General features: G+C 55.8%; 22 protein-coding genes. 9 read left to right on the forward strand and 13 right to left on the reverse strand.

Features of this window, described 5'->3' with window-relative positions; translation table 11 throughout:
- Positions 1 to 10 precede the first annotated feature (10 nt).
- Positions 11 to 283: a hypothetical protein gene (locus G523_RS0109755; RefSeq protein ID WP_022694871.1), complete on the forward strand. Its 273-nt coding sequence runs from the start codon at positions 11 to 13 to the stop codon at positions 281 to 283.
- Here G523_RS0109755 and G523_RS0109760 read toward each other — a convergent pair.
- Positions 277 to 1,002, reverse strand: a complete 726-nt coding sequence (locus tag G523_RS0109760; RefSeq protein ID WP_022694872.1) for a hypothetical protein — start codon at positions 1,000 to 1,002, stop codon at positions 277 to 279. The genes G523_RS0109755 and G523_RS0109760 overlap by 7 nt on opposite strands.
- 275 nt (positions 1,003 to 1,277) lie before the next feature.
- On the opposite strand from G523_RS0109760, the gene G523_RS0109765 reads away from it, so the two are divergent.
- On the forward strand, positions 1,278 to 2,486 hold the full coding sequence (locus G523_RS0109765) for a pyridoxal phosphate-dependent aminotransferase (protein WP_022694873.1): 1,209 nt from the start codon (positions 1,278 to 1,280) through the stop codon (positions 2,484 to 2,486).
- A 165-nt stretch (positions 2,487 to 2,651) separates the two neighbouring features.
- Entirely contained in the window at positions 2,652 to 3,116 is a 465-nt protein-coding gene (locus G523_RS0109770) for a Dps family protein (protein ID WP_022694874.1), read from the forward strand.
- 377 nt (positions 3,117 to 3,493) lie between these two features.
- Here G523_RS0109770 and G523_RS0109775 read toward each other — a convergent pair whose 3' ends face one another.
- The 7 genes from G523_RS0109775 to carB form a co-directional block, all read right to left on the reverse strand.
- Complete coding sequence (locus tag G523_RS0109775; RefSeq protein WP_022694875.1) at positions 3,494 to 4,393, reverse strand: LysR family transcriptional regulator; 900 nt, start codon at positions 4,391 to 4,393, stop codon at positions 3,494 to 3,496.
- A gap of 93 nt (positions 4,394 to 4,486) precedes the next feature.
- Positions 4,487 to 7,036: a TonB-dependent receptor gene (locus tag G523_RS0109780; protein ID WP_022694876.1), complete on the reverse strand. Its 2,550-nt coding sequence runs from the start codon at positions 7,034 to 7,036 to the stop codon at positions 4,487 to 4,489.
- A 178-nt stretch (positions 7,037 to 7,214) separates the two neighbouring features.
- Positions 7,215 to 8,162: a thioredoxin-disulfide reductase gene (trxB, locus tag G523_RS0109785; protein ID WP_155802639.1), complete on the reverse strand. Its 948-nt coding sequence runs from the start codon at positions 8,160 to 8,162 to the stop codon at positions 7,215 to 7,217.
- Between the two features lie 72 nt (positions 8,163 to 8,234).
- Complete coding sequence (locus G523_RS18880; protein ID WP_022694878.1) at positions 8,235 to 9,239, reverse strand: cation diffusion facilitator family transporter; 1,005 nt, start codon at positions 9,237 to 9,239, stop codon at positions 8,235 to 8,237.
- A gap of 103 nt (positions 9,240 to 9,342) precedes the next feature.
- Entirely contained in the window at positions 9,343 to 10,422 is a 1,080-nt protein-coding gene (locus G523_RS0109795; protein ID WP_022694879.1) for a mitochondrial fission ELM1 family protein, read from the reverse strand.
- Positions 10,423 to 10,896 carry a transcription elongation factor GreA gene (greA, locus tag G523_RS0109800; RefSeq protein WP_027441607.1) on the reverse strand — a complete coding sequence of 158 codons (474 nt, stop codon included), beginning with the start codon at positions 10,894 to 10,896 and terminating at the stop codon, positions 10,423 to 10,425.
- A 160-nt stretch (positions 10,897 to 11,056) separates the two neighbouring features.
- Positions 11,057 to 14,353 (reverse strand): carbamoyl-phosphate synthase large subunit, encoded by a 3,297-nt coding sequence (gene carB, locus G523_RS0109805; RefSeq protein WP_022694881.1) that lies wholly within the window; start codon positions 14,351 to 14,353, stop codon positions 11,057 to 11,059.
- Between the two features lie 220 nt (positions 14,354 to 14,573).
- On the opposite strand from carB, the gene G523_RS0109810 reads away from it, so the two are divergent.
- A complete protein-coding gene (locus G523_RS0109810) occupies positions 14,574 to 14,888 on the forward strand; it encodes an REDY-like protein HapK (RefSeq protein ID WP_027441608.1) in 315 nt (104 codons plus the stop codon).
- 56 nt (positions 14,889 to 14,944) lie between these two features.
- The gene (locus G523_RS0109815) at positions 14,945 to 15,397 is read left to right on the forward strand and encodes a DUF3291 domain-containing protein (protein WP_022694883.1); all 453 of its coding nucleotides are present in this window, start codon (positions 14,945 to 14,947) and stop codon (positions 15,395 to 15,397) included.
- Here the strand turns inward: G523_RS0109815 and G523_RS20345 are convergent.
- The 3 genes from G523_RS20345 to G523_RS0109835 all read right to left on the reverse strand — a co-directional run bounded on the left by G523_RS20345 (position 15,394) and on the right by G523_RS0109835 (position 17,824).
- Positions 15,394 to 16,215 carry a hypothetical protein gene (locus G523_RS20345; protein ID WP_022694884.1) on the reverse strand — a complete coding sequence of 274 codons (822 nt, stop codon included), beginning with the start codon at positions 16,213 to 16,215 and terminating at the stop codon, positions 15,394 to 15,396. The two genes, G523_RS0109815 and G523_RS20345, sit on opposite strands and share 4 nt — an antisense overlap.
- Before the next feature lie 101 nt (positions 16,216 to 16,316).
- Positions 16,317 to 16,814 carry a GNAT family N-acetyltransferase gene (locus G523_RS0109830; protein ID WP_022694886.1) on the reverse strand — a complete coding sequence of 166 codons (498 nt, stop codon included), beginning with the start codon at positions 16,812 to 16,814 and terminating at the stop codon, positions 16,317 to 16,319.
- An 8-nt stretch (positions 16,815 to 16,822) separates the two neighbouring features.
- Complete coding sequence (locus G523_RS0109835) at positions 16,823 to 17,824, reverse strand: amidohydrolase family protein (protein WP_022694887.1); 1,002 nt, start codon at positions 17,822 to 17,824, stop codon at positions 16,823 to 16,825.
- Between the two features lie 143 nt (positions 17,825 to 17,967).
- Between G523_RS0109835 and mltF the strand changes: the two genes are divergently transcribed.
- Complete coding sequence (gene mltF, locus G523_RS18890; RefSeq protein WP_022694888.1) at positions 17,968 to 19,539, forward strand: membrane-bound lytic murein transglycosylase MltF; 1,572 nt, start codon at positions 17,968 to 17,970, stop codon at positions 19,537 to 19,539.
- On the opposite strand, the gene G523_RS0109845 is transcribed toward mltF, so the two are convergent.
- Positions 19,540 to 20,241: an MBL fold metallo-hydrolase gene (locus G523_RS0109845; protein WP_022694889.1), complete on the reverse strand. Its 702-nt coding sequence runs from the start codon at positions 20,239 to 20,241 to the stop codon at positions 19,540 to 19,542.
- Positions 20,242 to 20,363: 122 nt separating this feature from the next.
- On the opposite strand from G523_RS0109845, the gene G523_RS0109850 reads away from it, so the two are divergent.
- From G523_RS0109850 to G523_RS0109860, 3 genes are all read left to right on the forward strand, one after another.
- A complete protein-coding gene (locus tag G523_RS0109850) occupies positions 20,364 to 21,266 on the forward strand; it encodes a M48 family metallopeptidase (RefSeq protein ID WP_022694890.1) in 903 nt (300 codons plus the stop codon).
- Positions 21,267 to 21,355: 89 nt separating this feature from the next.
- Positions 21,356 to 21,541: a hypothetical protein gene (locus G523_RS0109855; protein WP_022694891.1), complete on the forward strand. Its 186-nt coding sequence runs from the start codon at positions 21,356 to 21,358 to the stop codon at positions 21,539 to 21,541.
- Complete coding sequence (locus G523_RS0109860; protein ID WP_022694892.1) at positions 21,541 to 23,439, forward strand: L,D-transpeptidase family protein; 1,899 nt, start codon at positions 21,541 to 21,543, stop codon at positions 23,437 to 23,439. The genes G523_RS0109855 and G523_RS0109860 overlap by 1 nt, the downstream gene beginning before the upstream one ends.
- Before the next feature lie 24 nt (positions 23,440 to 23,463).
- Here the strand turns inward: G523_RS0109860 and G523_RS18895 are convergent, their stop codons facing one another.
- Entirely contained in the window at positions 23,464 to 24,372 is a 909-nt protein-coding gene (locus G523_RS18895) for a D-Ala-D-Ala carboxypeptidase family metallohydrolase (RefSeq protein WP_022694893.1), read from the reverse strand.
- Between the last annotated feature and the right edge of the window lie 224 nt (positions 24,373 to 24,596).

Consider the following 24,596-nt stretch of genomic DNA (forward strand, 5'->3'; position numbering starts at 1 on the left):
GGCCGAATACTTGTCCACAGGCGGCATCAGGCTTGCAGGTTTCAACCTGAAGCATTTGATTTTCTCAGTTTGGAACAGAGCGATTTTAGTCGAGATTTATCCGATATTCGCCGCTTTAGGGGTGGGGGCGTTTTCCGGAAGCCGGTTGGTTGAAGGACCGGGCAAAGGCACGTTACAGGCCCTTGCCATGGTCATGCTTCTGTCCGCTCTCGGACTATCTATCGTGTACTTTCTGCAGGCGTTCGGCGTCTTGCCGCTGGTTAGCAACAGCGCCAATCAATAGTCGGGCAGAATGGTAGTCAGGCTAGTCGGGATGACCGTGTAATCGTACGGGATGTAGAAGATCACATTCACATTGTCTGTGTTCTGCCACTGCATGCGCCCGTCAATGCCGCTCAGGATCACGCGATAATTGTTGCCTAATGTTGACGTGACGTCTTCCACCTCTTCAAGGATGAGATCGATCACTTCACCCCGGTACTGATCCGGATCAACGACGCTGACCGTCGGGCCGCCGCGTGTATCAACGGTCGCGCGGCCTTCGCCCTCAACGAGATTTGCAAACTGTTCCAGCCGTTGGACCAGCGGTTGGATGTTGGAAATATCCTGAGGGATTGGTGTGCGAAGCACTAAATTAGCAACGGATGTGTCAGGCCGTGAGCCTGAGGACAATGGTAGCTCTTCGGTGGACTCAAGCGGATAGATCAGGCCATTCACATCGATACTGATGGAAATATCATCATAGTCGTTGGCCTGAGCGAGAAGGGCATCGACTGTGGTCTCGATCTCGGTCCGGCGCAGGGCGTAGTCGCGCGAATCGCTGGCCACAATGACGTCGATGATCAGGAAGTCGCCCTGCCGTTTCAGATACACGCCCGGCGTGGAAATGCGCGCGCCTGTCACAACAACTGATTGTTGTCTGTATTCCTGCGCCGCAGCGATAGAGCCGATGCCCGACATGAACGTGCAGGCCGCCAGAATGCCGTATCCAATAAACTTCATTATTATTCCCCCCGACCTTCGGAAATTACGTGCTCACTTTGTAAGCCGTTTCGCGATGGGTCAACTGCCAGGTGAGCCCGTGGGAGAGGAGTTGTGCTACATTCAAGCAATCCGGGGGCGGATCATTTCAAACGGGATGCTGTTGCAGAATTACCCGCAATTTGCGGCCTGACGCTTCCGCGACGTAATGGCCTATGCCGAGCCTTGGTTTTTCGTTGGCGTATTCAATTACGTGAGTATAGTGCCCGCGACTTTAACGGGGAGAACTATACATCATGTCTAACCTGCAACTGAGTGAAGCCGTAAATCGTGTCCAGCCATCTGCGACGATTGCCGTCAGCAATAAGGCTATGGAACTCAAACGTCAGGGTATTGATGTTATTGGTCTCGGCGCGGGCGAGCCGGACTTCGATACGCCGGACAATATCAAGGAAGCCGCGATCAAGGCGATCCATGACGGCAAGACGAAATATACGCCTGTCGACGGTATCCCTGAACTGAAAGAAGCGATTGTCGCCAAGTTCAAGCGTGACAACGAGCTGACTTACACCAATTCTCAGGTGACTGTGGCGCCGGGCGGTAAACCGATTATCTTTAACGCCTTTCTCGCGACACTTAATGCAGGGGATGAAGTTATCATTCCTGCGCCATACTGGGTGTCTTACCCTGAAATGGCGATCATGTGTGGCGGCACGCCAGTGCCTGTCGCGTGTGGTGCGAACCAGAATTACAAACTCTCTCCGGAAGCACTGGAAGCTGCGATCACGCCGAAAACCAAATGGCTGATCCTGAACTCTCCATCTAACCCGACAGGCGCGGCTTACACGAAAGCCGAGCTGCGTGCGCTGGCGGACGTGCTTCTACGCCATCCTCAGGTCTGGATCCTCACAGACGACATGTATGAGCACCTTGTCTATGACGGGTTTGAATACTTCACCATCGCGCAGGTTGAGCCGGGCCTTTATGACCGCACGCTCACCATGAACGGTGTGTCAAAAGCCTATGCGATGACGGGCTGGCGTATTGGTTACGCTGCAGGTCCGGACAAGCTGATCGGCGCCATGCGCAAGGTGATCAGCCAGACAACGTCTAACCCGTGCTCTATCTCTCAATGGGCATCTGTTGAGGCGCTGAACGGGCCGCAGGGTTTCCTGGCAGAGCGTAACGAGGTCTTCAAAACGCGTCGTGATCTGGTGGTTGCCGAGCTGAACAAAGCAGAAGGCCTGCATTGCCCGACACCTGAGGGTGCGTTCTATGTTTACCCGTCTTGCGCCGGTGCGATCGGCAAAACCAGCCCAGGCGGCGTTGTGATCGAGAATGACGAAATCTTCGCAACCGAGCTTCTGCAGCACGGCAATGTGGCGGTTGTGTTCGGCGCGGCCTTCGGTATGGGCCCTGCCTTCCGCGTCTCTTACGCGACCTCTACCGAAGCGCTGACAGAAGCGACGAAGCGTATTCAGAACTTCTGCGCGAGCCTAAAATAAGCCCGCACTTACGGTAAGACTGAAAAGGCCCGCTATAAAGCGGGTCTTTTTGTTTCTGTCTCTCGCATTAAAAATCTTTATATTAGTAATTGCTATTATTAATTTTGAATCACGGAACTGATCCCTTATCTTGAGTGTTGAGACTTAAAGAGAAAGGGTCACACAATGTACAATCCAACAGAGCTTTCCGCCGACGACCGCGCGCGCCTCACTGCTGCGCTGAAATCCGTCATGGGCGACACCTATGCGCTGTATGTGAAGACGCACGGCTATCACTGGAATGTCACCGGACCACGCTTCAAAGCGCTGCATGATATGTTCATGGAACAGTACACAGAGCTGTGGACCGCGCTGGACGAAATTGCTGAGCGTATCCGCGCCATCGGTGAGTTCGCACCGGGCTCTACAGAGCAAATCCTCGCAAATGCGACCATCATGCCGGACAATTCTCAGCCTGATGCTGAAGACATGGTTCAAAACCTCGCAAATGGTCACGACATGCTGTCGACCACGCTGAAGAAGGCGCTTGATGTTGCCGATGAGATTGGAGACGATGTAACAGTGGACCTGTTCACACAGCGTATGACGGTCAGCCAGAAAACAGCCTGGATGCTGAGATCGAGTTTGTAGTACCTCACGCCGCGATGCGGCTCCGGTGGGGCGGACTTCGTCCGTCGCCCGGTTGGGCTCTGAGGTGCTCCTCACAAGCGACTGCGCAGGCGCAGCTTGAGCGGTTCGCAGAACCAGCGTCAAGCGAGCAAAGTTTAAGTACGTCAAACCGCGGAGGAAACTTCGCGGTTTTTTTATGTGCGCAATGTCCGAAAAAAGAAAAGCCGGGCAGCTATGAAAAGCGCCCGGCGTAAAGTGGTGTCTCGGGGAGGAAACGCCCAATCTGAGGATCAGGCTGCATGATGAGACGTCATGCACAGTCATCAATTTACTTTTTCACTCAGCTTTTGCAACACGCAATTGCGGGCTGGTGATATGCTGAAATGCATGGCTTTCCGTTATTCGTTCTCCGTTGCACGAAATTCGGAGATCTCGCTCGTTACAAAATCCCGGAAGGCGGCGATGCGATTGGAGCGCCGCAGATCGCTCGGATAGATGAAATAGAGATCGAAGTGCGGGCCCTTCATACCAGGGAGAACTTTGACCAGATTAGAGTTTTCCGGGATCATATAGTCCGGCAGGTCGGCGACGCCGAGGCCGGCTTCAGCGGCCCGGACCATGCCGATAACATTGTTTACGGTGAGACTGGCCTCACGCGGTGGCCTGTCATCGCGGCCGACACGCTGTGCCCAGTTGGCGTGGTGCATCGGGGAGATTTGTTCGCCATAAACGATGATGCGGTGGTTATCGAGGTCTTGCGGCGCTTCGGGGGTGCCGTATTTTTCCAGATAGGAGGGCGCTGCGTAGAGGCTGGTATTCACCGAGGAGAGCTTGCGTTGGATGAGGTCAGCCTTATCCGCAGCCCAAAGACGGATTGCGCACTCAGCTTCGAGCTTCAAGAGGTCGTATTCACGGTCATCCAGATAGAGATGCAGGTGAATATCGGGGTACAAGTCTGCAAACTTCTGCAGGCGGCTGACGAGCCATGTAGAGCCGAACGCAATTGGTGCCGTGACGGTGAGGTCGCCTTGCGGGCGGTCCGTCGCGTCTTTGACAACATTGTGTGCCACAGAGGCTGCGCGGGCCATGTCCGTTGTGGCGGCGTGAAGCTTGATGCCAGCGTCGGTGAGAACGAGACCACGGGCGTGTCTCTGGAAGAGTGGCACGCCGATACTCGACTCAAGAGCGGCAATTTGACGAGAGACAGCAGACTGGCTGATTTTCAGCCTGTCGCCCGCTGCAGTAAGGCTGCCAGTTTCGGCAGCAGCATGAAAAGATCGAAGTTTATCCCAGTCCATGCAAAATCGTTGCCCCCTTTGGCGCAAATTTGCAACAGAAAAGGGCGCAGTTACCTGCGCCCTTTGGAATATTAGTTATGCGTATTTGATATATCAGAAACGCTTGGTGACTGTCACGCCATAAGTTGCTGGCTGGTTCGGGTAGCCGGAAACAGAGCCTGCCTGAGCAACAGACGGGAATGTCTCGATTAGGTATTCGTCGTCAAAAATGTTGCGGCCCCAAACAGAAACACGCAGATCATTTTCAAAGTTGATACCTGCAGCGGCGTTGAAAACATTCACGTCGCGCTGCTGGCGCGGGTCGTTCACGTCCCAATCAAGGTGGGTTTCTGACTCATACTGGTAATCTGCGCGAACATATGCGTCCTGACCGGTTGGCAGGGTGAAATCATATGTGCCGGAGAATGAGAGGTATGTGTCAGAGATGCCTGCCGGTGCTTCACCAGAGACATCACCTGCAGGAGAGTTCACGAACTCATCATAGACCGGGTCAAGGAACGTACCGGCCGCGACGAGGCGCAGACCGTCGATTGGCGTCCATGTGACGTCAACTTCCAGACCGGTTGTAGACTGAACGCCTGCATTGGTGAGGGCGAAGCCTGTGCCGGTGAAGGAGTTGGACTGGAAGCCTTCGATTTCCTGATCGAAGATAGCAAGGTTCACAGCCACATTGTCGAACTGGGCTTTCAGGCCGATTTCGAACACGGTGGAGTCCTCAGGGCCAGCATAACGTGTACCCGTTGTGAGGTTCGGAACAATCAGGCCAGCAGATGTAAGCCCGGACAGGTCGCTCGCGAACGGACGTGAGTCACGTGAGAGGTTCCAGGAGCTCGCCTTAAAGCCTGTCGCGTAAGACGCATAGACGTTGATATCGTCTGTCAGGTCGTATGCTGCACGTAGTGTGTAGGTGAAGGCATCGTCCGCTGTAGAGCCGTTCTCAACCGCGTTCGGATAGTTCACGAATTGCGGGAAGAATTGCAGCGCCTGCAGACCGAGCAGCGGGTTCACTGCTGGGTTGGAGTCGTTTGCATCAGCGAAGGCCTGAGCGCCCGCCTGAATTTGCGCAAACTGTGTCGGGAAGGCGCCAGCGAAGGCCGCAACGGCTGCAGGGTCCTGCGGGTTCACGCCCACGCCTGCGAGTGTCTGAGCGAATGCTGTCTGGAACAGAACGTTGTTACCAATGCTGACAAAGTCGAGCGCAGAGAATGTGTCTGTGCTGACAACGTTTGCCGCTGCGTCTTTCTGGTCGTCTGTATAGTTGAAGCCGACAGTCAGTGTCAGACGGTCAGTGACATAGGCGTCAACCGTACCGAAGACGGACCATGCATTGTTGTCCTGAGAGTAAGTCTCGAACATGCCCTGGCCAGCCTGACCGAATGTCGTGCCAACCGGCAGGCCGAGCAGAGCTTCAACCTGACCATAGCCGCCGCCAGACAGGAAGTCTGCATAGCCGCGAAGGTCCTGACCGTAAGTGATCGTGCTGTCGATATCGACTGTCTCGTCGAAATAGTAACCGCCGACCATCCAGTCATAGCGCTCGCCGCCAGTGCTTGCGAGGCGGACTTCCTGCGTGATGGTCTCGATCTCTGTGTTGTTAGAGAAGCGGCCGATCAGGTCTGCGCTAGTGAAGTCAGCGTCAGAGTTGGAAGCGAAATCAGACACACGGTAAGCGGTGATGGATGTCAGTTCAGCAAAGCCGAGGTCGTAGTCGACCTGACCTGAAACACCCCAGTTTGCGATGTCATTGGTTGGGGCGAAGTTGCTGTAAACCTGATAGGAGAACGGGTCTTCAGGGTCGATTGCACCACCAAGACCGAAAATCGCTGCGCCTGTCGGGCCATTGGTGACGTTGCCTGCGGCACAGCAAAGCTCGTCAATCTGGTCATAGTCCGCGATCAGTCGGACTTTCAGATCGTCATTGGGCGTGAACAGAAGTTGGCCGCGAAGACCCCAGCGGTTGCGTTCGTTGACGTTCTGATTGATGCCCAGATCTTCAACATAGCCGTCACGCTGGTTCATATTACCAGACAGGCTGTAGGCGATGGTATCAGTGATCGGGCCGGTAATGTTGCCAGCGACGCGGAACAGATCGTAATTGCCCATAGAGGCTTCGATGCTGCCCTGCTGTTCAAACTGAGGCTCCTGCGTGATGATGGAGATTACACCAGCAGAGGCGTTCTTACCGAAAAGGGTAGATTGCGGGCCGCGCAGAACTTCGACGCGCTCAAGGTTTGGCAGGTCGGCAATCGCCGCAGCAGAACGGGAGCGGTAGACGCCGTCGATGAAGACACCAACGGATGGCTCTACGCCGGCATTGTTGTCGCCATTACCAAAGCCGCGAATGCGGAATGCCGTTTGTGCTGCAGACTGGAACTGGTCAACGCGCAGGGATGGGACAACTGCCTGAAGGTCGGCGAGATCGAGAATCTCAGCCTGATCAATCGTTGTATTGTCGACAACAGAAACAGCTACAGGAATGTCCTGAAGTGTCGCTTCGCGTTTTGTGGATGTGACGGTGACGGTCTGGAGGCGACGGTTATCTTCCGCGCTCTCATCTTCTTGTGCCGCAATTGAAGGCGCCGTCAGGCCACCAAGTACCAGCACGCTGGCGCTAAGCGCCAGCAGTTTAATTTGGGGTTTCACGTTGTTTCCTCTTTCCTCAAATCGCCAGCGTATCGCTGATCGTATTCTATGCGGCGCAGTCCACTACTTTCGATGGACTTTCGCAAGCATGGTATAGGAAGATTTTGAGAATTCGCGTGAAGTATTATGCCCTGTGTGGCAAAGATGTCGGCAATTTTATACCTGACGTAACGGAAGCTTACTGGTCTTCCAGCTCCGCCAGATAACGTTCTGCTTCGAGCGCAGCCATGCATCCCATGCCCGCAGCCGTGACAGCCTGACGATAATGTTCATCAGTCACGTCGCCTGCTGCGAATACGCCAGGGATGTTTGTCGCTGTCGTGCCCGGTTTGACGTCGATATAGCCACTGTCGCGCATCGTGACCTGTCCCTGGAAGAGCTCAGTTGATGGTGCGTGGCCAATCGCGACGAACACGCCGTGTGCGTCAATGTCTGTGACTTCGCCGGTTTTGACGTTTTTGAGCTTCGCGCCTGTCACGCCGAGCGGCATATCCGTACCGACAACTTCATCCAGTACAGAGTCCCAGATAACCTCTGTCTTCGGGTGCTTCATGAAGCGGTTCTCGAGGATTTTCTCACAGCGCAGGGAATCGCGGCGGTGAACCAGTGTCACTTTGGATGCGAAGTTGGTGAGGTAGAGCGCTTCTTCGACAGCAGTGTTGCCGCCGCCAATCACGATGACTTCTTTCTCACGGTAGAAGAAGCCGTCGCATGTCGCACAAGCCGAGACGCCGAAGCCTTTGAATTTCTCTTCTGTCGGCAGGCCGAGCCATTTCGCCTGAGCGCCTGTAGAAATGATGACGACGTCTGCGGTGAATTTCTTGCCGGAGTCTGTTTCCATCCGGAACGGGCGAACCTGCAGGTCGACTTTCGCAACCTGTTCTTCTTCAACGCGCGCGCCCATTGCTTCGGCGTGCTCGCGCATTTTGACCATCAGGTCCGGACCCTGAATTTCTTTCTCGCCCGGCCAGTTCTCGACCTCTGTGGTGATGGTGAGCTGGCCGCCTGGCTGATAGCCTGCAAGGACGAGCGGATTACGCATAGCACGAGCGGCATAGACTGCGGCTGTATAGCCTGCAGGGCCTGCACCAATGATGATTACGCTTTCGTGTTGAACGTCGCTCATGTCAGCGGTCTCCATAAATATCCGAAAGGGAGTTATGGGGATTTCCGAGGAGAGTTAAACCCCTCAGAGCGATCAACTGTGTGTATTATGGCTGTGATCGTGCTTTTCATGGCTGTGACCGTGATGATCGCAGCCATGATCCGCTGCTGAGAGCGTATGGATATCGCACTCATCCAGTGGTTCGAGGTCCAGCTCGATCGTCGCATGGTCGATGCCGAATCGGTCCTTCAGCACCTCACGAACCGCAGGGATGAGATCCATAGCTGTGCCGCGGTCTTTCGGAACAACATGCAGCGTGATGAGGCGGTCCTGTCCGGTGAGGGACCATGCGTGAATATGGTGGACGGCCGAGACGCCGGGCAGGGCTTCGACTACGCCAGCGGAAATGGCCTGCAGATCAACACCCGCCGGCGTGCCCTGCAGAAGAATATGCGCAGACTTGCGGATGATCGGCAGCGCACCTGCCAGCAGGATCACCGCCACCAGAATAGAGAGCAGCGGGTCTGCCAGCGTCCAGCCGGTTGTGTAGATGATGATCGCTGCAGCGACAGCGGCAATAGAGCCGAGCAGGTCGCCAATCACATGCATGAGTGCGCCCTGCATGTTGAGGTCGTGGCTATGGTCGTGGCCGCCATGGAGCAGCTTCAGCATGGCAAGGTTCAGAAGAAGGCCGATGACCGCTACCCAGAACATAATGCCGGAAAGGACCGGTTCCGGTTCCACGATACGGTGGACGGCTTCAACAATGATCCAGATGCCCAGCAGCAGGAGTAGAAGTCCGTTCACAAAGCTCGCCAGAACCTTGAAGCGTGAAAAGCCGAATGTACGGTTCACATCCGCCGGGCGACGCGCCAGTGCATAGCCGACATAGGCCAGCATCAGGCTGCCTGCGTCCGTCAGCATGTGGGCGGCATCTGCCAGAAGCGCGAGCGAGCCCGAGATCAGGCCTCCGACTACCTCTGCGAACATGAAGGTGAAGGTGATGAGCGCCGCAATACCGACTTTGCGCTGTGCATCCTGTCCACCCGAATGGGAGTGGCTGTGTTCAGAATGTTTATGCAAGTGCAGGTCGCTCATAGGCGTGTCATAGCGCAGTATTCAGGCGACGAGAACATAAAAATTATTATTTTTTCAGTATGTTATACTGTATAATCTTAGAAATCAGTTCAGCTTCAAAGCGCTATCGTCTGTCGAAGTCGCCCTGACGGGCTTCCTTCGGGGCGTCGAACTTCGGCTGCGGGTATCGCTTGATCAGCTCTTCCACAATGGCATCGGCCACGCGGTCGATCTCGCGAATGGCCGGATAAGTCCAGTGCTCGACGGTGCCGTCAAACCAGCGGGCCGCGCCGCGCTCGACCAGTGAATTGTGGAAGCGGGCGAACTTATCGTTATGGCCTTCAAGCTTCGCGATATGTACCGGTAAGCCGAAATAAGCAGCCTCTGACAGCATATTGGAGGAGTCTTCGGTCACGATGGCGACGTCAGACAGGAGTAGGTAAGCCAGATACGGGTTTTCGCCGTCTGAAGGGCTTTCCCAGAAGCGTGCGCCAACCCGTTCGGCAAAGGCGCGGAAGCGCACACGAGCATGCGTCGGCGTGCGGCGGGAACAGACAATACGCAGGCGCGCGCCACTACTGGCAATGCCCTGAAGCTGTTGTTCCAGCTTTTCACAGACAGCTTCCGTCATTTTGTGAGATTTGGAATCCCCGCCCAGAATAACGGCGACCTTCATGCCGCGCTCGTCTGCCAGATCGGCAAACATCATCTGCGTGTCTTCTACTCTATCGGGCGTGAAGTAAGCGGGTGAGCCAAGAATATCCACGACGTTATCGCCGGATAGCTGGTCATGCTTTGGTGCGACGACCATGTCGAAATCATCCAGCGGCAGCTGTGGGTTCATCACATGGATGGCGAGCGTTTTGCCCTGAGAGGCCTGACGGATATAGCGCGTATAAGGCGCAATCTTGCGACCCGCACCGATGAATACGGTCGGCCATGGGGGCTGCAGAATGGACTTCTGGTCTTTCGGGAGTGCGCCCAGTGGTGACCACCACATGCTGGAGGGCAGAAGCGGCTGAAGGCCTTTCGGTGTCAGCTCAATCGGAGCAGACCTGTGGCCTTCGCCATTAATGTGCGCGATCTTCACCCAGCGATACATCTCGCCAAGTGCGCGGGCAATTGCCAGGACCTGAGCCGCATTGCCAGCCCGGCCATCCGATGCGACCCAGACTGAAGGCCCGAGTGCACCGGACGTTTTCATCTAGATGAACTCCACCTTGAGGATTTCGTAGGATTTGGCGCCGCCCGGTGCGGACACTTCCACGACATCATCAACGTCTTTACCGATCAATGCGCGCGCAATCGGAGAGGTGATGGAGATTTTGCCTGTTGCAACGTCAGCTTCGTCTTCGCCAACAATCTTGTAGCGGGACTCTTCTTCGGACTCTTCGTCCATAATCGTTACAGTCGCGCCGAATTTTACGGTGTCGCCGTTCAGGCGTGATGTATCGATCACGTCCGCACGCGCGAGCTTGTCTTCAAGCTCTGCAACGCGGCCTTCGATGAAGCTCTGCTTTTCTTTCGCCGCGTGATACTCGGCATTCTCTGAAAGGTCGCCGTGTTCACGCGCCTCAGCGATCGCCGTAATGATGTTCGGGCGCTCTACTACTTTCAGATTCTTCAGTTCTGCCTCAAGAGCCGCATGGCCCTCGGCGGTCATAGGTATTCTCTGCATTCAGGAAATCCATCCGGTTTAGAAGTGAGAAGCGTTTCTCGCTTTTTGACGTCAGTCAAGACCAGCGCACTCGCAGACTTGTTGGAAAGTCCGCTATATCGCGCTTTTAAACGCTTCCCCTATTAATTTCAGCCAGCCCAGTTACCGGTTGCAAGCGCACTTAGGATTGAAGTGAGCGAACTTCAAGAGGTCGGGTGAGCAGGGCGTCAATCGCTTTCACGGCTGCTCGCGAGGCGGCCAGCGTTGTGAAGTAAGGTACGCGCTGCTTCAGAACAGTCTCACGAATGGATTGTGAGTCTTTCATAGACTGGGCACCTTCGGTCGTGTTGAACACCAGATGGATTTCGCCATCCGTGATCATATCCACGATGTGACGTGAGCCTTCAGCCACCTTGTTGACGCGCTCGACATTCACGCCAGCCTCTTTCAGATAGCTTGCCGTGCCGCTTGTCGCGCAGATAGTAAGGCCGATCTCTTCAAGACGCTTCACTGCTTTCAGAACGCCCGGCTTGTCAGAGTCTTTCACAGACACGAACACGCGGCCCTTTGTCGGCAGGTCAACGCCGGCAGCAATCTGGGTTTTCAGGAAGGCTGCACCAAAATCGTCATCCCAGCCCATGACTTCGCCTGTAGAGCGCATTTCAGGGCCAAGCACAGGGTCAACGCCCTGGAAGCGTGCGAATGGGAAGACAGCTTCCTTCACAGCAACGCGGCGCGGCTTGGCGCGCTCGGCCAGTTCAAAGCTTGCAAGCGGAACGCCCGCCATGACTTTCGCGGCAATTGCGGCGATTGGTGCGGCGACTGCTTTCGCGACGAATGGCACAGTACGTGACGCGCGCGGGTTCGCTTCGAGAACGAAGATGTCGTCGCCTTTGACCGCGAACTGAATGTTGATCAGGCCGCGTACGTCCAGCGCCATGGCCAGCTCTGCAGCCTGGGCTTCGAGCTGCGAGATTGTACTGACCGGCAGCGTGTATGGCGGAAGCGAACACGCAGAGTCACCGGAGTGAACACCAGCTTCTTCAATATGCTCCATCACGCCAGCAATATGGACATCCTTGCCATCGCACAGCGCGTCCACGTCCACTTCAATCGCGTCAGCGAGGTAACGGTCGCAGAGCAGAGGCTGGTCGCCGGATACATTTACCGCGTCACGGACATAGCGCTTGAGGTCGTCTTCATCACGCACGACTTCCATTGCGCGGCCACCCAGAACGTAGGACGGGCGCAGCATGAGCGGATAGCCGATCTTCTCAGCAGCCGCGATGACTTCTTCTTCGGAACGGGCAATCGCAGACGGCGCCTGTTTCAGGCCGATATCATCGAGGATTTTCGTGAAGCGCTCGCGGTCTTCTGCAAGGTCGATGCTCTCAGGGCTTGTGCCGAGGATCGGAATGCCTTCTTCCGCCAGCATGCTTGCGAGCTTGAGAGGTGTCTGGCCGCCAAACTGTACGATCACGCCGAGGAGTTCGCCCTTGGACATTTCCTTGCGGATGATTTCCAGAACGGTCTCGCCTGTCAGCGGCTCGAAATAGAGACGGTCGGACGTGTCATAGTCAGTTGAAACCGTCTCAGGGTTACAGTTGACCATGATGGATTCAATGCCGAGATCATCCATCGCGAAGGCCGCGTGGCAGCAGCAATAGTCAAACTCGATACCCTGACCAATACGGTTCGGGCCGCCACCAAGAATGATGACTTTCTTGCGGTCTGACACCTCTGCCTCACATTCGGCTTCTGTCTGGCCGAACAGCGGCTGTTCGTAAGTCGAGTAGAGGTATGGCGTTTTCGCTGCAAACTCTGCCGCGCAGGTGTCGATGCGTTTGAAGACAGGGAAGACACCCGCTTCGTGACGCTTGCGGCGGATTTCCGTCTCGGAAGAGTTTGTGAGGTAGGCAATGCGTGAGTCCGCAAAACCCATGCTCTTCAGATAGGTCCAGCCTTCGGCATCAATCGGCAGGCCGTCAGACATGAGCTTAGCTTCTGTTTCGACGATTTCGTTGAACTGGCGAAGGAACCAAAGGTCGTAGTGCGATGCCTCATGGACTTCTTCAACGCTGAGACCGGAGCGGAGCGCCTGCGCGATTGTGCGGATACGGTCTTTAGAACGCTTGGCAACAGCAGCTTTGAGCACGTTGCGGTCATCATCCTGACCGAGGCCCGGAATGTCGATCTCGTTCAGGCCATCAAGGCCTGTCTCCATAGAGCGGAGCGCTTTCTGGAGCGATTCCTGGAAGGTCCGGCCAATCGCCATTGCTTCACCGACAGATTTCATGCTGGTTGTCAGGCTGTCGTCAGCGCCTTTGTACTTTTCAAAGTCGAAGCGCGGGATCTTCGTGACAACATAGTCGATTGTCGGCTCGAAACTTGCCGGTGTGACGCCCGTAATGTCGTTGTCGAGTTCGTCGAGCGTGTAACCGACCGCCAGTTTGGCTGCGATTTTCGCAATCGGGAAGCCGGTTGCCTTAGACGCGAGCGCAGACGAGCGCGATACGCGCGGGTTCATCTCGATGACAACGACACGGCCGTCCGCAGGATTTACCGCGAACTGGACGTTAGAGCCGCCTGTCTCAACGCCAATCTCGCGCAGAACGGCAATCGATGCGTTCCGCATGACCTGATATTCGCGGTCTGACAGGGTGAGGGCAGGGGCGACGGTGACGGAGTCGCCTGTGTGCACGCCCATCGGGTCGATGTTCTCGATAGAACAGATGATGATGCAGTTATCCGCTTTGTCGCGAACAACTTCCATCTCGTATTCTTTCCAGCCAAGCAGGCTTTCGTCGATCAGAACCTGCGCCACCGGAGACATAGCAAGGCCGGAACGGACATATTGTTCGTACTCTTCGCGGTTGTTCGCGATGCCGCCACCTGTGCCGCCGAGCGTAAAGGCCGGACGGATAATGGCTGGCAGGCCGACTTCCTCAATTGCATCCATCGCCATTTTGAGGCCGGTGATGCGGTCATAATCTACGATACGGCCTTCTTCATTGTAGATTTCCGGTGCGCCAATGATCACGGCGCGCGGGTTTTCCAGACCGATCTTGTCCATCGCTTCGCGGAAGAGTTTACGGTCTTCGGCTTTGTTGATCGCTTCGGCTTTCGCACCGATCATCTCGACGCCGTATTTTTCGAGGATGCCGGCATTCTCCAGATCGAGAGCACAGTTCAGCGCTGTCTGACCGCCCATGGTCGGCAGGATCGCGTCCGGGCGTTCTTTCTCGATTATTTTCTCAACGAAGGCCGGTGTGATCGGCTCAATGTAAGTTGCGTCGGCCAGATCAGGGTCTGTCATGATCGTCGCCGGGTTGGAGTTTACCAGAATGACCCGGTAACCTTCGCTTTTCAGCGCCTTGATCGCCTGGACGCCTGAATAGTCGAACTCACAGGCCTGTCCGATGACAATAGGACCGGCACCAATGACGAGGATGGATTCGATATCGGTGCGCTTTGGCATTTATGGTCTCCGGCGTGATTTTTTATACGTCATGCCCGGCTATCGGGCAAACGGCCCGCGTATATCCCTCGAGGAGAGTCGTCGCAAGGGGAAACGACCTAAAAAACGGCTTTTCCTCCGATGTTTTCGGCGCCGCGGAAAATCCTTTCCGTGTCCCCTGATCAGGGGAAGTAAATTCACCCCTCAATCTGTCATTCTAAGGCGAGAGAGGGAGATGAAAATGGTCCAGCTTGTTCTGAAGTATAAACTGAAGACCGGTGTCACCAAACCGGACTTTGAAAACTGGGTGAAGACGACTGACTATCCGAAAATGCGGTCGTTGGAGCGGGTTAAGTCGTTCAGAACGTTCCGTGCCGAGAAGCTGCTCATCGGAGACGGGTCGCCAAGCGTGGAATATATCAAGCTGTTCGAAATTCCCGATCTTGAAGGGTTCACCGTCGAGGACATGCCCGGTGATCTCGTTCAGAGCGTGATGGGCGAGTTTATGGGGCTGGTAGAAGCGCCGGAATTCATAATCGTCAGCGAAGTCGAGTAGGCGCTTGCAATCTGTGCGCGCTGCCTGTCTTTTACGTGACCGGCAGGGGAACACATATGCCAGAGTATCATCTCGCACAGATCAATATCGCAAAGTTTCGCAAGTCACGCGCGCATCCGGATAATCGGGACTTTTATGCCGCCATTGAGAGCGTGCATAAAGCGGCCGATGAGCATACCGGCTTCATCTGGCGCTGGACTGAAGATGATATGCCGGTGGCGATCCGTCAGTTCAGAAACCCGAAGATCACCATCAATATGACGGTCTGGGAGAGCCTTGAGGCGCTCGGCGCGTTTGCCTATCGCCAGAGCAATCATAAAGCCGTTTTTGCGCGTAAGGATGACTGGTTTGAACCGCTGCCGGTTAGCGTCGCGCTCTGGTGGGTGCTTGCCGGTCATCTGCCATCTATCGAAGAGGGCAAGGAGCGGCTGGACTATCTGGAAGAGCACGGCCCGAGCGAACGCGCCTTTACCTTTAAAGAGCGCTTCCCCGCGCCAGTTTCCGCTTAGAGATAATCCCGGATATCGCGGTTCAGCGATCCGCGGCGAATATCCGGCGCGGCATTGCGGGCGATGCGGAAGGCAGTATTCACCCGACCCACGTCGCCTTCATAATACATGGAGAGGCCGAGTTCGAAGGCTGCTTCGCGTTGCTGAGGTGTTCCGTGATGGTTGGGTGAGTTGAAGGCATAGTCGCCAATGTCAAACATTGTGCGCGCTGCCTCGGAGAGAAGTCGCTGGCGCCTTCGGTCGTCGGTGACAAACTCGTCGGAGAAGAGCAGGCCAATCGCCCAGCCCGCCATCATATCGGCCATCAGCTCCTGCGTTGGCACGTCGACATAATAGCCGCGGGAGAACTGTGCGAGATGCGCGAACTCATGTGCAAGGATGGTGGCAATCCGCACAGTGTTGAGGTCATTTCCGCCAACGTCGATGGCTTCGCGCCAGAGAAGCTCGCCGCCGAACAGAATTGTGCCCCGGCTGTAATTGCCGTTCAGCGTGCGGTTCATCGCGATTGCGTTTGGGCCTTGCCAGTCATCATAAAAGGCGACGTCCGGCACCTGACCGTCATCCAGACCAAACGCCACGGTCATCAGCAGAACCTGATTTTCGAAATGGTTTTCGAAATTGCGATTGCCGGGGAAGGCTATGAGGTCATAGGGCATGCCGGACGCGTTTCCGGCAGCATATTCAACCGAACAGCCCATGCCGCCATCCAGATAGACGGTGCCTCTGTAGTCAAAGTAAGGGACATTCGGCGTCGAGCCACATGAGGTGAGAACTGCAGCAGACAGAGCTGCAACAGAAATCGAGGTGAGCTTGTTCATGGTGTCCCCCTGATGATTTTTCTTCAGGGCATGGCAGCGAAAATTGCTTTCAAGGTCAAGCTCGCAGCTGTGATTTCAGGCGCTCGAATCAATGATCCGGTTTAAACGAGAGGCTTTGTCATCCGGTAATTGTGGAGGCAGACATCCTCCAGCCAGACATCCTGTTTATGGGTGACCTCAAACCCGTACTTCGCAAAGAAGCGCTTTGCAGCTTCAGAGGCCTCGGTGGACAGCTCGGTGATCCCTTTGCGGTGCGCCTCACATAAGAGTTCATCGAACAGATTATGCGTGACCTGTGTGCGTGTGACTTCCGGACGGGCATAAAAGAAGTCGATATGCCCGTCGTCGACGAGATCAATATAGGCGAGCAGTCTGCCGGTTTCAGTCGCGGCAACCCATGCAGACCGCGCTTCGAACTCGGTCTCGAATATGTGCTTAAACCGCGGTGCGCGGCGCGCCCATGCATCAATCTGGGCGGGCGTGTAGAACCGCGAGGCTATAAGGCGCAGAGCATCATCGAACAGACCCGGAAGCTGGTCTGCATCCGAAAGGCGCGCACGCCTGATTGTAATACCCTCAGGCAATGTTGCGCCTTCCATAAATGTCGCTAGGCCTCTGGCAGTTTATAAACGCGGCGCGCTGTGCCGGAGAACATGGCGGTTTTCTCGTCTTCGGAATAACCGGCAGCCATTTTCTTGAAGGCATTCCAGAGCACCGGATAGCTGATCGACGCCCGGTCTACTGGGAAGTTACTTTCGAACATGCAGCGGCTCGGGCCGAAATGGTCGATCGCGTATTTGTACCAGTCGCCCTGATCGGCAACGAGCTGGTCTGAACTCGGCGGCGTTTCCTGCGCGCTATAGCCCCAGCCATTATCCGGCATAGCGAGGCCGCCAATCTTGGCGTGGACATTCGGGCAGGCCGCAAGCTCTGCAATATCTTTCTTCCATTGTTCGAAGATTTCCGCGCGCTTGCCTTCAAACCGGCCAACACCGAGCGGGGTGCCGAAATGGTCTAGGATGATGGTGGTGTCCGGTGCAGCCTGAGCAAGCTTTGTCAGGTCTTTGATCTGGAAGTGGTAATTCCAGGTATCATAGGTGAGACCGCGCTCGCCAAGACGACGCACGCCCGCCTGAAAGTCTTCCATAAGATAGAGACCTGCAGGCTGGTGAGGCTTGATCACCAGCGCCGGATCATCGTCACAGGCACCAGCCTGACGAATGCCGCGAAACCGCCCGCTGGCGGCCTGATCATGCGCGTCAAGCACTTCATCCAGAAGGTCTGAGCGTAAATCTGCGTGTGCGATAATTCCGGCGATCTGCGCTTTGGAGGGATCTTTAGCAGCGTCAGTGGCAATGCTCGCCACGCGCTCTGTCTCGCCGACAGGTTTGAGGTGGTCGGGACCTTCTTTGTGATAAGACCAGCCGCACTCCATGAACATGGTCTGGACGACGTTATGGCCGGAGCTTGTGTCTTTCCAGAGCTGGTCGAGCAGATAGTTGGCCATGGATGGCCAGTCCCAGAGGTGGTGGTGCGGGTCTACGATCTCCCGTTCCGGCTCGATAATGTCCTCTTGATGAGATGCCAGCCAGTCGTCCCGGTCAAACATGTGTCTCTCCCCTTATTTTTGTCGTTGGAAAAAGAGTTTCATAGTTTGAACGGCGGGTGAAGATTACGACGCGCAAAATCTCGTGAGCGGCCCTGTCGGTTGAGAAATTTGGAACTTTGAACCTCGGGCGACGTTGGTTGGTCATGTCAAAAAAGAGAAAATCGGCAACGGGCTTCGCACTCGGCTTTCTCGCAGCGTCCAGCGTGGCAGCCCTTTTAATCTTCTCCCAATCGTCAAACTGGAGCGTGTCTTCACCGGTCGATGCAGTGTCCGCCATGCTCGATCCCGAGTCTGCCGAACCGCCAGTTTCGCACGGACTCGAAGGCATTCGCGCTGATGGTGAGCTGGTTGTTCTGACCGTCGCCTCTCCGACCACGTTTCGCGATCGCGCAGGTATTGCGACGGGTTATGAGGTCGATCTGACGAGCGAGCTCGCAGAAGCGATGGGCGTTCAGGTCCGCTACAAGATTTACGATGATTTCAATGCTGTCCTCGAGGCCATTCGGAATGGCGAGGGGCATATTGCAGCCCCCGGGCTGACCCAGCGCGAAATCAGGATGGAGCATGAAGAAGGCGAGGTCATTTTTGGTCCTGCCTATAAGAATGTCCGGCCTGTTGCGGTGTGCAGCCGGGGCGGTCCGGCGCCCAACTCACTTTCTGCAATGTCCGATTTTGAAGTCGTTGCCATCCGCGACTCGGGCGCCGAGGCGACGCTGGAAGTCGCTGCACAATCGGTTGATGAACTCGACTGGCGTTCGGTTGCCGGCATGACAGGCTATGGCCTGCTGACGGATGTGGCCGAGGGTGACATTGATTGCGCTATAGTGGATTCAAACGTTGCGCAGTTCGCGAGGCGACAATTTCCCGAGCTCATGCGATCCATGATGGTTGGTAGCGAAGACCGGCAGCTTGCCTGGGAGATTGCACCTCAATCGCGTGATATTCTGCCGTTTCTGAGCGATTGGTTCGAAACCGCTCATCAAGACGGGTTGCTCACCGAGTTAGACGAGCGTCATTACGGTCATCTCAACGAATTTGATTATGTCGACATTTCGACCTTCTACCGCCGTATCGAAACCCGCTTGCCGCAGTTCGAGCCGACTTTCCGCGATGCCGCGCGTGAAGAGGACCTCGACTGGACCATGCTTGCCGCGCAGGGCTATCAGGAAAGCCATTGGGAAGCCGATGCACGCAGCCCGACGGGTGTGCGCGGCTTGATGATGCTGACGCGTCCTACCGCACGTGAAGTGGGCGTGACAGACCGGCTGGACCCCGAACAGAGCATTTATGGCGGCGCTGAATATATGCGTCGCATCTACGAACGTCTGCCAGACGGCGTGAGCGGGTATGATCGGCTATGGATGGCGATGGCGGCTTACAATGTCGGCTATGGTCACTTGCTCGACGCGCGGACATTGGCGCGCCGTCAAAATCTTGATCCCGACCGCTGGTCCAATATTTCGCGCATGTTGCCGCTGCTGACTGAGCGTGAATATCACTCTACCGTGCGTCATGGATATGCGCGCGGCTATGAGCCGGTGCGCTATGTGCGCCGTATCCGCGAATATGATGAGGTGCTGACGGCAAATGTCGAAGCGCCGGAGCGCCCGCCATTCCGGATGGATAATGCCGGAGTGCCCATTCCGCCACCTGAACCGGCAACGCCGCTGCCTCAGGAGGTAATGGATGACGAGCCCGAGGCCGACGCTGGGTGATTATTGCTGTTGCTGCTGTTGCGCCTTCATCTGCGCGACAGCGGAATCAGAGACAAACGGATTTGTCTGGCGTTCGTGACCGAAGGTCGAATGCTGGTTGTGGCCCGGAATGAAGGTGATGTCGTCGCCCAGAGGCCATAGCTTTGTGGTGATTGAATTCACCAGCTGGTCCAGATTCCCCTTTGGAAAATCCGTCCGGCCAATGCTGCCTCGGAAGAGCACGTCGCCCACGAAGGCGATTTTGACCTCAGTGTTATAGATCACAACATGGCCTGGTGTGTGGCCTGGTGTGTGAACGACGTTGAAGGTGTAGTCGCCGAGTGTCAGCGTATCGCCTTCTTCCAGATAGCGTGTTGGCACGACATTACGCGGGCCGTTCGTGACACCGTATTTCTGCCATTGCTCTTTAATGTCATCCATTAGCCATTGGTCGTCCTTGTGAGGACCAATAACCGGCGCACCCGTCAGTTCGCGCACTTCATCAGCCGCGCCAGCATGGTCGAGGTGACCATGTGTGAGCCAGACTTCCTTGATGGTGACGCCAATCTCTTTCGCGACCTGCATGAGCTTTTCCGTCTCACCGCCCGGATCCACGAAGACACCTTCCATCGTGTCCCGATCCCAGAGGAGGGAGCAGTTTTGCTGGAAAGGTGTGACGGGAATGATTTGAAGGCCGAGCTTCGGCTCCTGGCGGTCAGTCATAGAGTATCTCCTTGGCCATAGGGATAGTCGCAAAGGCGCAGACGTCAATGTGGTTCAAGGCTTCGCAGGTCATTCAAGCTGGTCTAAAATGGCCAGAGACAGATTCCCGGAGGGTTTGGGGTATGCGCGCACGTTTGCTGTTGATCGTCATCGCATTGGCGGGGCTGGGGCTTTACTGGTTTTTCAATCAGAAGCCGGTTGGATATACTGAGCGCAGACAGGTTCTGACGACATCCGTTCAGCAGGAGAATGAGCTGGGCGCGCAGGCCTATGCGCAAATTCTCTCAGAGGCAGGCTCGAGCGTGATCTGCTCAAACCTCTCGCGCCAGTGTGCGCCGGCTCAGGAAAACCTGGTCGATGTGGTAAGAGAGATTGGCGACGATCTGCGCCGCGCTGCCATTGCTTACGAGCGGGAACTCATCGCAGCAGGGTATCCGGTCGAGCCGAAAGCCGAGAGCTTCGACTGGACATTCAACGTCATCCAGTCTGACCAGCCGAATGCTTTCTGTTTGCCGGGCGGTTATGTGGCCGTTTATACGGGCATGCTGGATGTCACCGGCAATTTCGACGGGCAGGTGACGTCCGCCGATGTGATTGACCGCGATAAGCTGGCCGTGGTGATGGGTCATGAGATCGCCCATGCGCTTGCGCGCCATGGTGGCGAGCGCATGTCTCAGGGGCGTATCCTGCAGGTCGGCCAGATGGCGATTGGCGTTGCGGCGGACAGCCGTGCAGTGATGGAAGCCTTTGGCATGGCTGCACAGGCAGGTGTGCTTCTGCCATTCTCCCGTCAGCATGAAACTGAAGCCGATAAGATCGGCCTCGAGCTGCTCGTGCGTGCTTGCTATGACCCGCGTGAAGCGCCGGAACTCTGGCAGCGCATGGGTGAATTGAGTGGCGGGCAGGCGCCGCCGGAGTTTATGTCGACTCACCCGTCATCTGACCGCAGAGCCGAGAATTTCGAGCTCTGGATGGATGATGCCATCGCCGAATATCAGCGCCGCGGTTGCCCGATACTGCAATAGGTTCCCAAAAAAACTAATTTTATTCAGTAGTTCCAACCGGAACCCCTCGTGGTGGTTGCCGTTTCTTCTTGCAGTTACGGAGAGCCAAAATGTCATCTTTCACGATATATGTTGTCGGATTTATAATCCTGATCGCTGGCCTCGCTTACGGCGCGGCTATGCTAGGTGTTCCAGCTCAATGGATCGCAGTTGTCGCCATCGCAATGTCGGGTCTCGGCCTGATTTCTGCGGTAACCCATACGCGCAAAAAGGATGAAACGGAGGCGTCGCAATAATGAAAGTCTTCCGTGAATATACGACCGCCCTGAAGGCAGGTGTCAGTGCAGCCGCAGTTATGCTGGCTGTGACACCGGCTGCATTTGCCAATCATCATAATGATACTGCCCAGACTTCGGTTGAGTCCCCTGTTCATGAAGCCAATCTTCAGATCGAGGTTGATTCCCGCATGGCTGGCGCAGTTCAGGACCTCTTCATTCAGGAAGACTTCGCAGAGCTGTTTGGCGCTGACGCCACTGAGGGGGAGCTGATGCTCGCACGTTCAGCCTATGCGCAGCGCCTGTTTGAGCCGGTATGGACCTATGATGGCGTGGATGGACTTCTTGAAGCTGTCGCATCTGTTGGCCGCTATGGCGTTGTGATGAGCGATGAAGACCGCCAACGCATTTCCATTCTTGCTGACCGCCGTTTCACAGGTGGTGACGCTGCAGACCGTGCGCGCGCTGATATTCTTCTGACGGCTGAATGGTTTGACCTGATGGCCCGCATTGGTGGCCCGCTGGAGAATATGGGCGAGGCAACCGCGTCTCAGACCAACGCGCCAGCACGTTCAGAGCTTGTCGTTCTGCTGGAACGCTCCGGTCAGGGTGATGTCCGCTCAAGCGCAGAACACGTTGCGCCGCAAGCTGCACAATTCCAGATGCTTCAGGCAGAGCTTGAGCGTTATCAGATGATTGAAGCGCGCGGTGGCTGGATGGCTATTCCGGATGCCGATGATGCGCTTGAGCCTGGTATGACAGATGCACGCGTTCCGGCACTTCGCGAACGCATGATCGCTGAAGGCTATTATACAGCTGGCGACCTTCTTGAGCGCACGACGGAGTTCTTCGCGCAGAATGATGCGGTAGAAGCTGAAACTGTCAGCGCGACGACTGAAACAACACTCACAGAAGAGGCTGATTCAGACCTTGAGGCTGAAGCCGAGGCACCGGATTTCAATGAGTGGTACATCACTTATGATGAAACGCTGGCAGACGCTGTAGAAGCGTTTCAGGAGCAGCATGGCCTCGAGATTGATGGCGTGCTTGGCCCGAACACGCTGGAAGCTCTGAACGAGAGCGTAGATTCCAAAGTCGACCGCATCCGTGCCGCAATGGATTTCTGGCGCGAGCAGGGCGATATGGGTGAACGTTTCGTCTGGGCGAACGTACCATCGTTCACAGCCGAAGGCTGGGCGAACAACCAGCGCGAAATCTCTATGCGCGCTATTTTTGGTCTGCCATCCCGCGCAACGCCGATCTTCTCTGACGAGATCGAGTATGCGGTGGCCAATCCGCGCTGGTATGCGCCGGTAAGCATCGTATCGCGTGATAAAATTCCGCACATGCAGGAAGACCCGAGCTATGCAGCCCGCAATGGCTACACGATTGTAGATCGTGAGACAGGCAGCACCGTCGCGGCTGAAACAGTTGACTGGTATGCTGACAATGCCGGTTCGCGCTATCAGTTCATTCAGGCTCCCGGCGATAACAACGCGCTTGGTGAGCTGAAGATCATCTTCCCGAACCAGCACTCTGTGTATCTGCACGGTACGCCATCAGTGCACTTGTTTGAACGCGCACAGCGTGCGTTCTCTTCAGGTTGTGTCCGTCTGGAAAACCCTGTCGATATGGCGATGTGGGTCGCGGGCGACGACTTTGAGTCTATGGAAGACCTGCGCGAAGCGCTGGATGACAGTGAACTGCGCCGCGTGGATTTTGAAAACCATGTTCCGGTCCACATCACCTATGTCACGGTGACGGTTGCCGAAGACGGTCATGCCCGTTTCTGGCGCGATGTTTATAATCGTGAAAACTCTATCCGCATGGAAGAGCGCGTCGCTCCGCTGTGGGAGCCGCAGGATGAACCCGCTGCCGAAATTGCTCAAATGAGCAGCGTAGCAGCAGGCTCCCTGTAATCGGAAAATTTATAGGGCGCGCTGTTACCAGCGCGCTCTGTATCCTCGTGCATCAATGTGCACGAACGGGCCGTGGACAGCGTTTGCATTGTAGATACCAATGCCGCCATTCGGCCAGTTGGACGGGTCAGCTTCGGCGATCTCACCTGCCAGTGACGCCAGCGCAACGGCATCATCACGCGTGATGCGACCGTCACCGTCCAGATCATCCATCACACCATCCTGATCATGGTCGATATAGATGTCGGCTGCGTCACCGAAGAGGTGGCGCGATGACGTCGTCGTATTGCCGATGGCTGCGTTATAAAACGGCGTGCGGAAGCCGGACATAACGAAGAAGGTGTCAGCTTCCCAGCCACGGTCATTTGCTGCTTCGAGCAGGGTTTCCAGCTTCAGCAGCATGGATGGATCAACCATCAGGAAGACGTTCTGAAAGCCCGGCTGTTGTTTGCAGATGAACTGGCCAAGGCGGAAGTGAGGCGCAATCTGAATGTCCTCCATGCCTGGCTCCATATGGATGAAGCCGGTTGGTGGAACATAGCGCTCAAGGCCACGCAGCGGGTTCGGGTTGTACTCGCCGATACGATAGCCTGAGAGGTCATCATCGCGGCCGTTTTCAAAAGGCGTCAGTACGAACACGTTGAGCAGGGCCGTTTCGCCATTGCGCTGAAAATAGAGCTCGTGGTGGCCCGGCGTGTCGGGCGCTTTCCAGTACCATTCACCGTCAATATTCTCAGTGACGCCGGATACGGCAAACAGATTTGCATCCGCCGAAATCGTCAGCGTTTCACCCGGCATGATTGTGGCCGAGTTGATCGCTAGATCAGAGGAGACACCAGCAAATTCGATACGGAAACCGACGCGTGTAGCGTCTGCTCGTACCTGTGGTGTTTCGAATGGGATATTTTCGGATGTCGGCGTGTTTTGCGACACGAATAACCCTGTCAGGGCTACAATTGCGAAGTGCACGGGATTCAAAGCCTGTATCCTTCTGTTCTGAGGCGAGTCTGGGGTATGTTATAACTTACATGGGGCTTGCGAGGATTAATTTCAACAACTGCCTCTGGTGCCGCGAAGATGTAAGATTGCGCCTGTTTACCGGCAGATTTTGTCCGGAAAGTGACGAAACGCGGCTGGAAATCTGCCATTTGTCAGTT

The sequence above is a fragment of the Ponticaulis koreensis DSM 19734 genome, from assembly GCF_000420665.1.
Taxonomy (GTDB): domain Bacteria; phylum Pseudomonadota; class Alphaproteobacteria; order Caulobacterales; family Hyphomonadaceae; genus Ponticaulis; species Ponticaulis koreensis.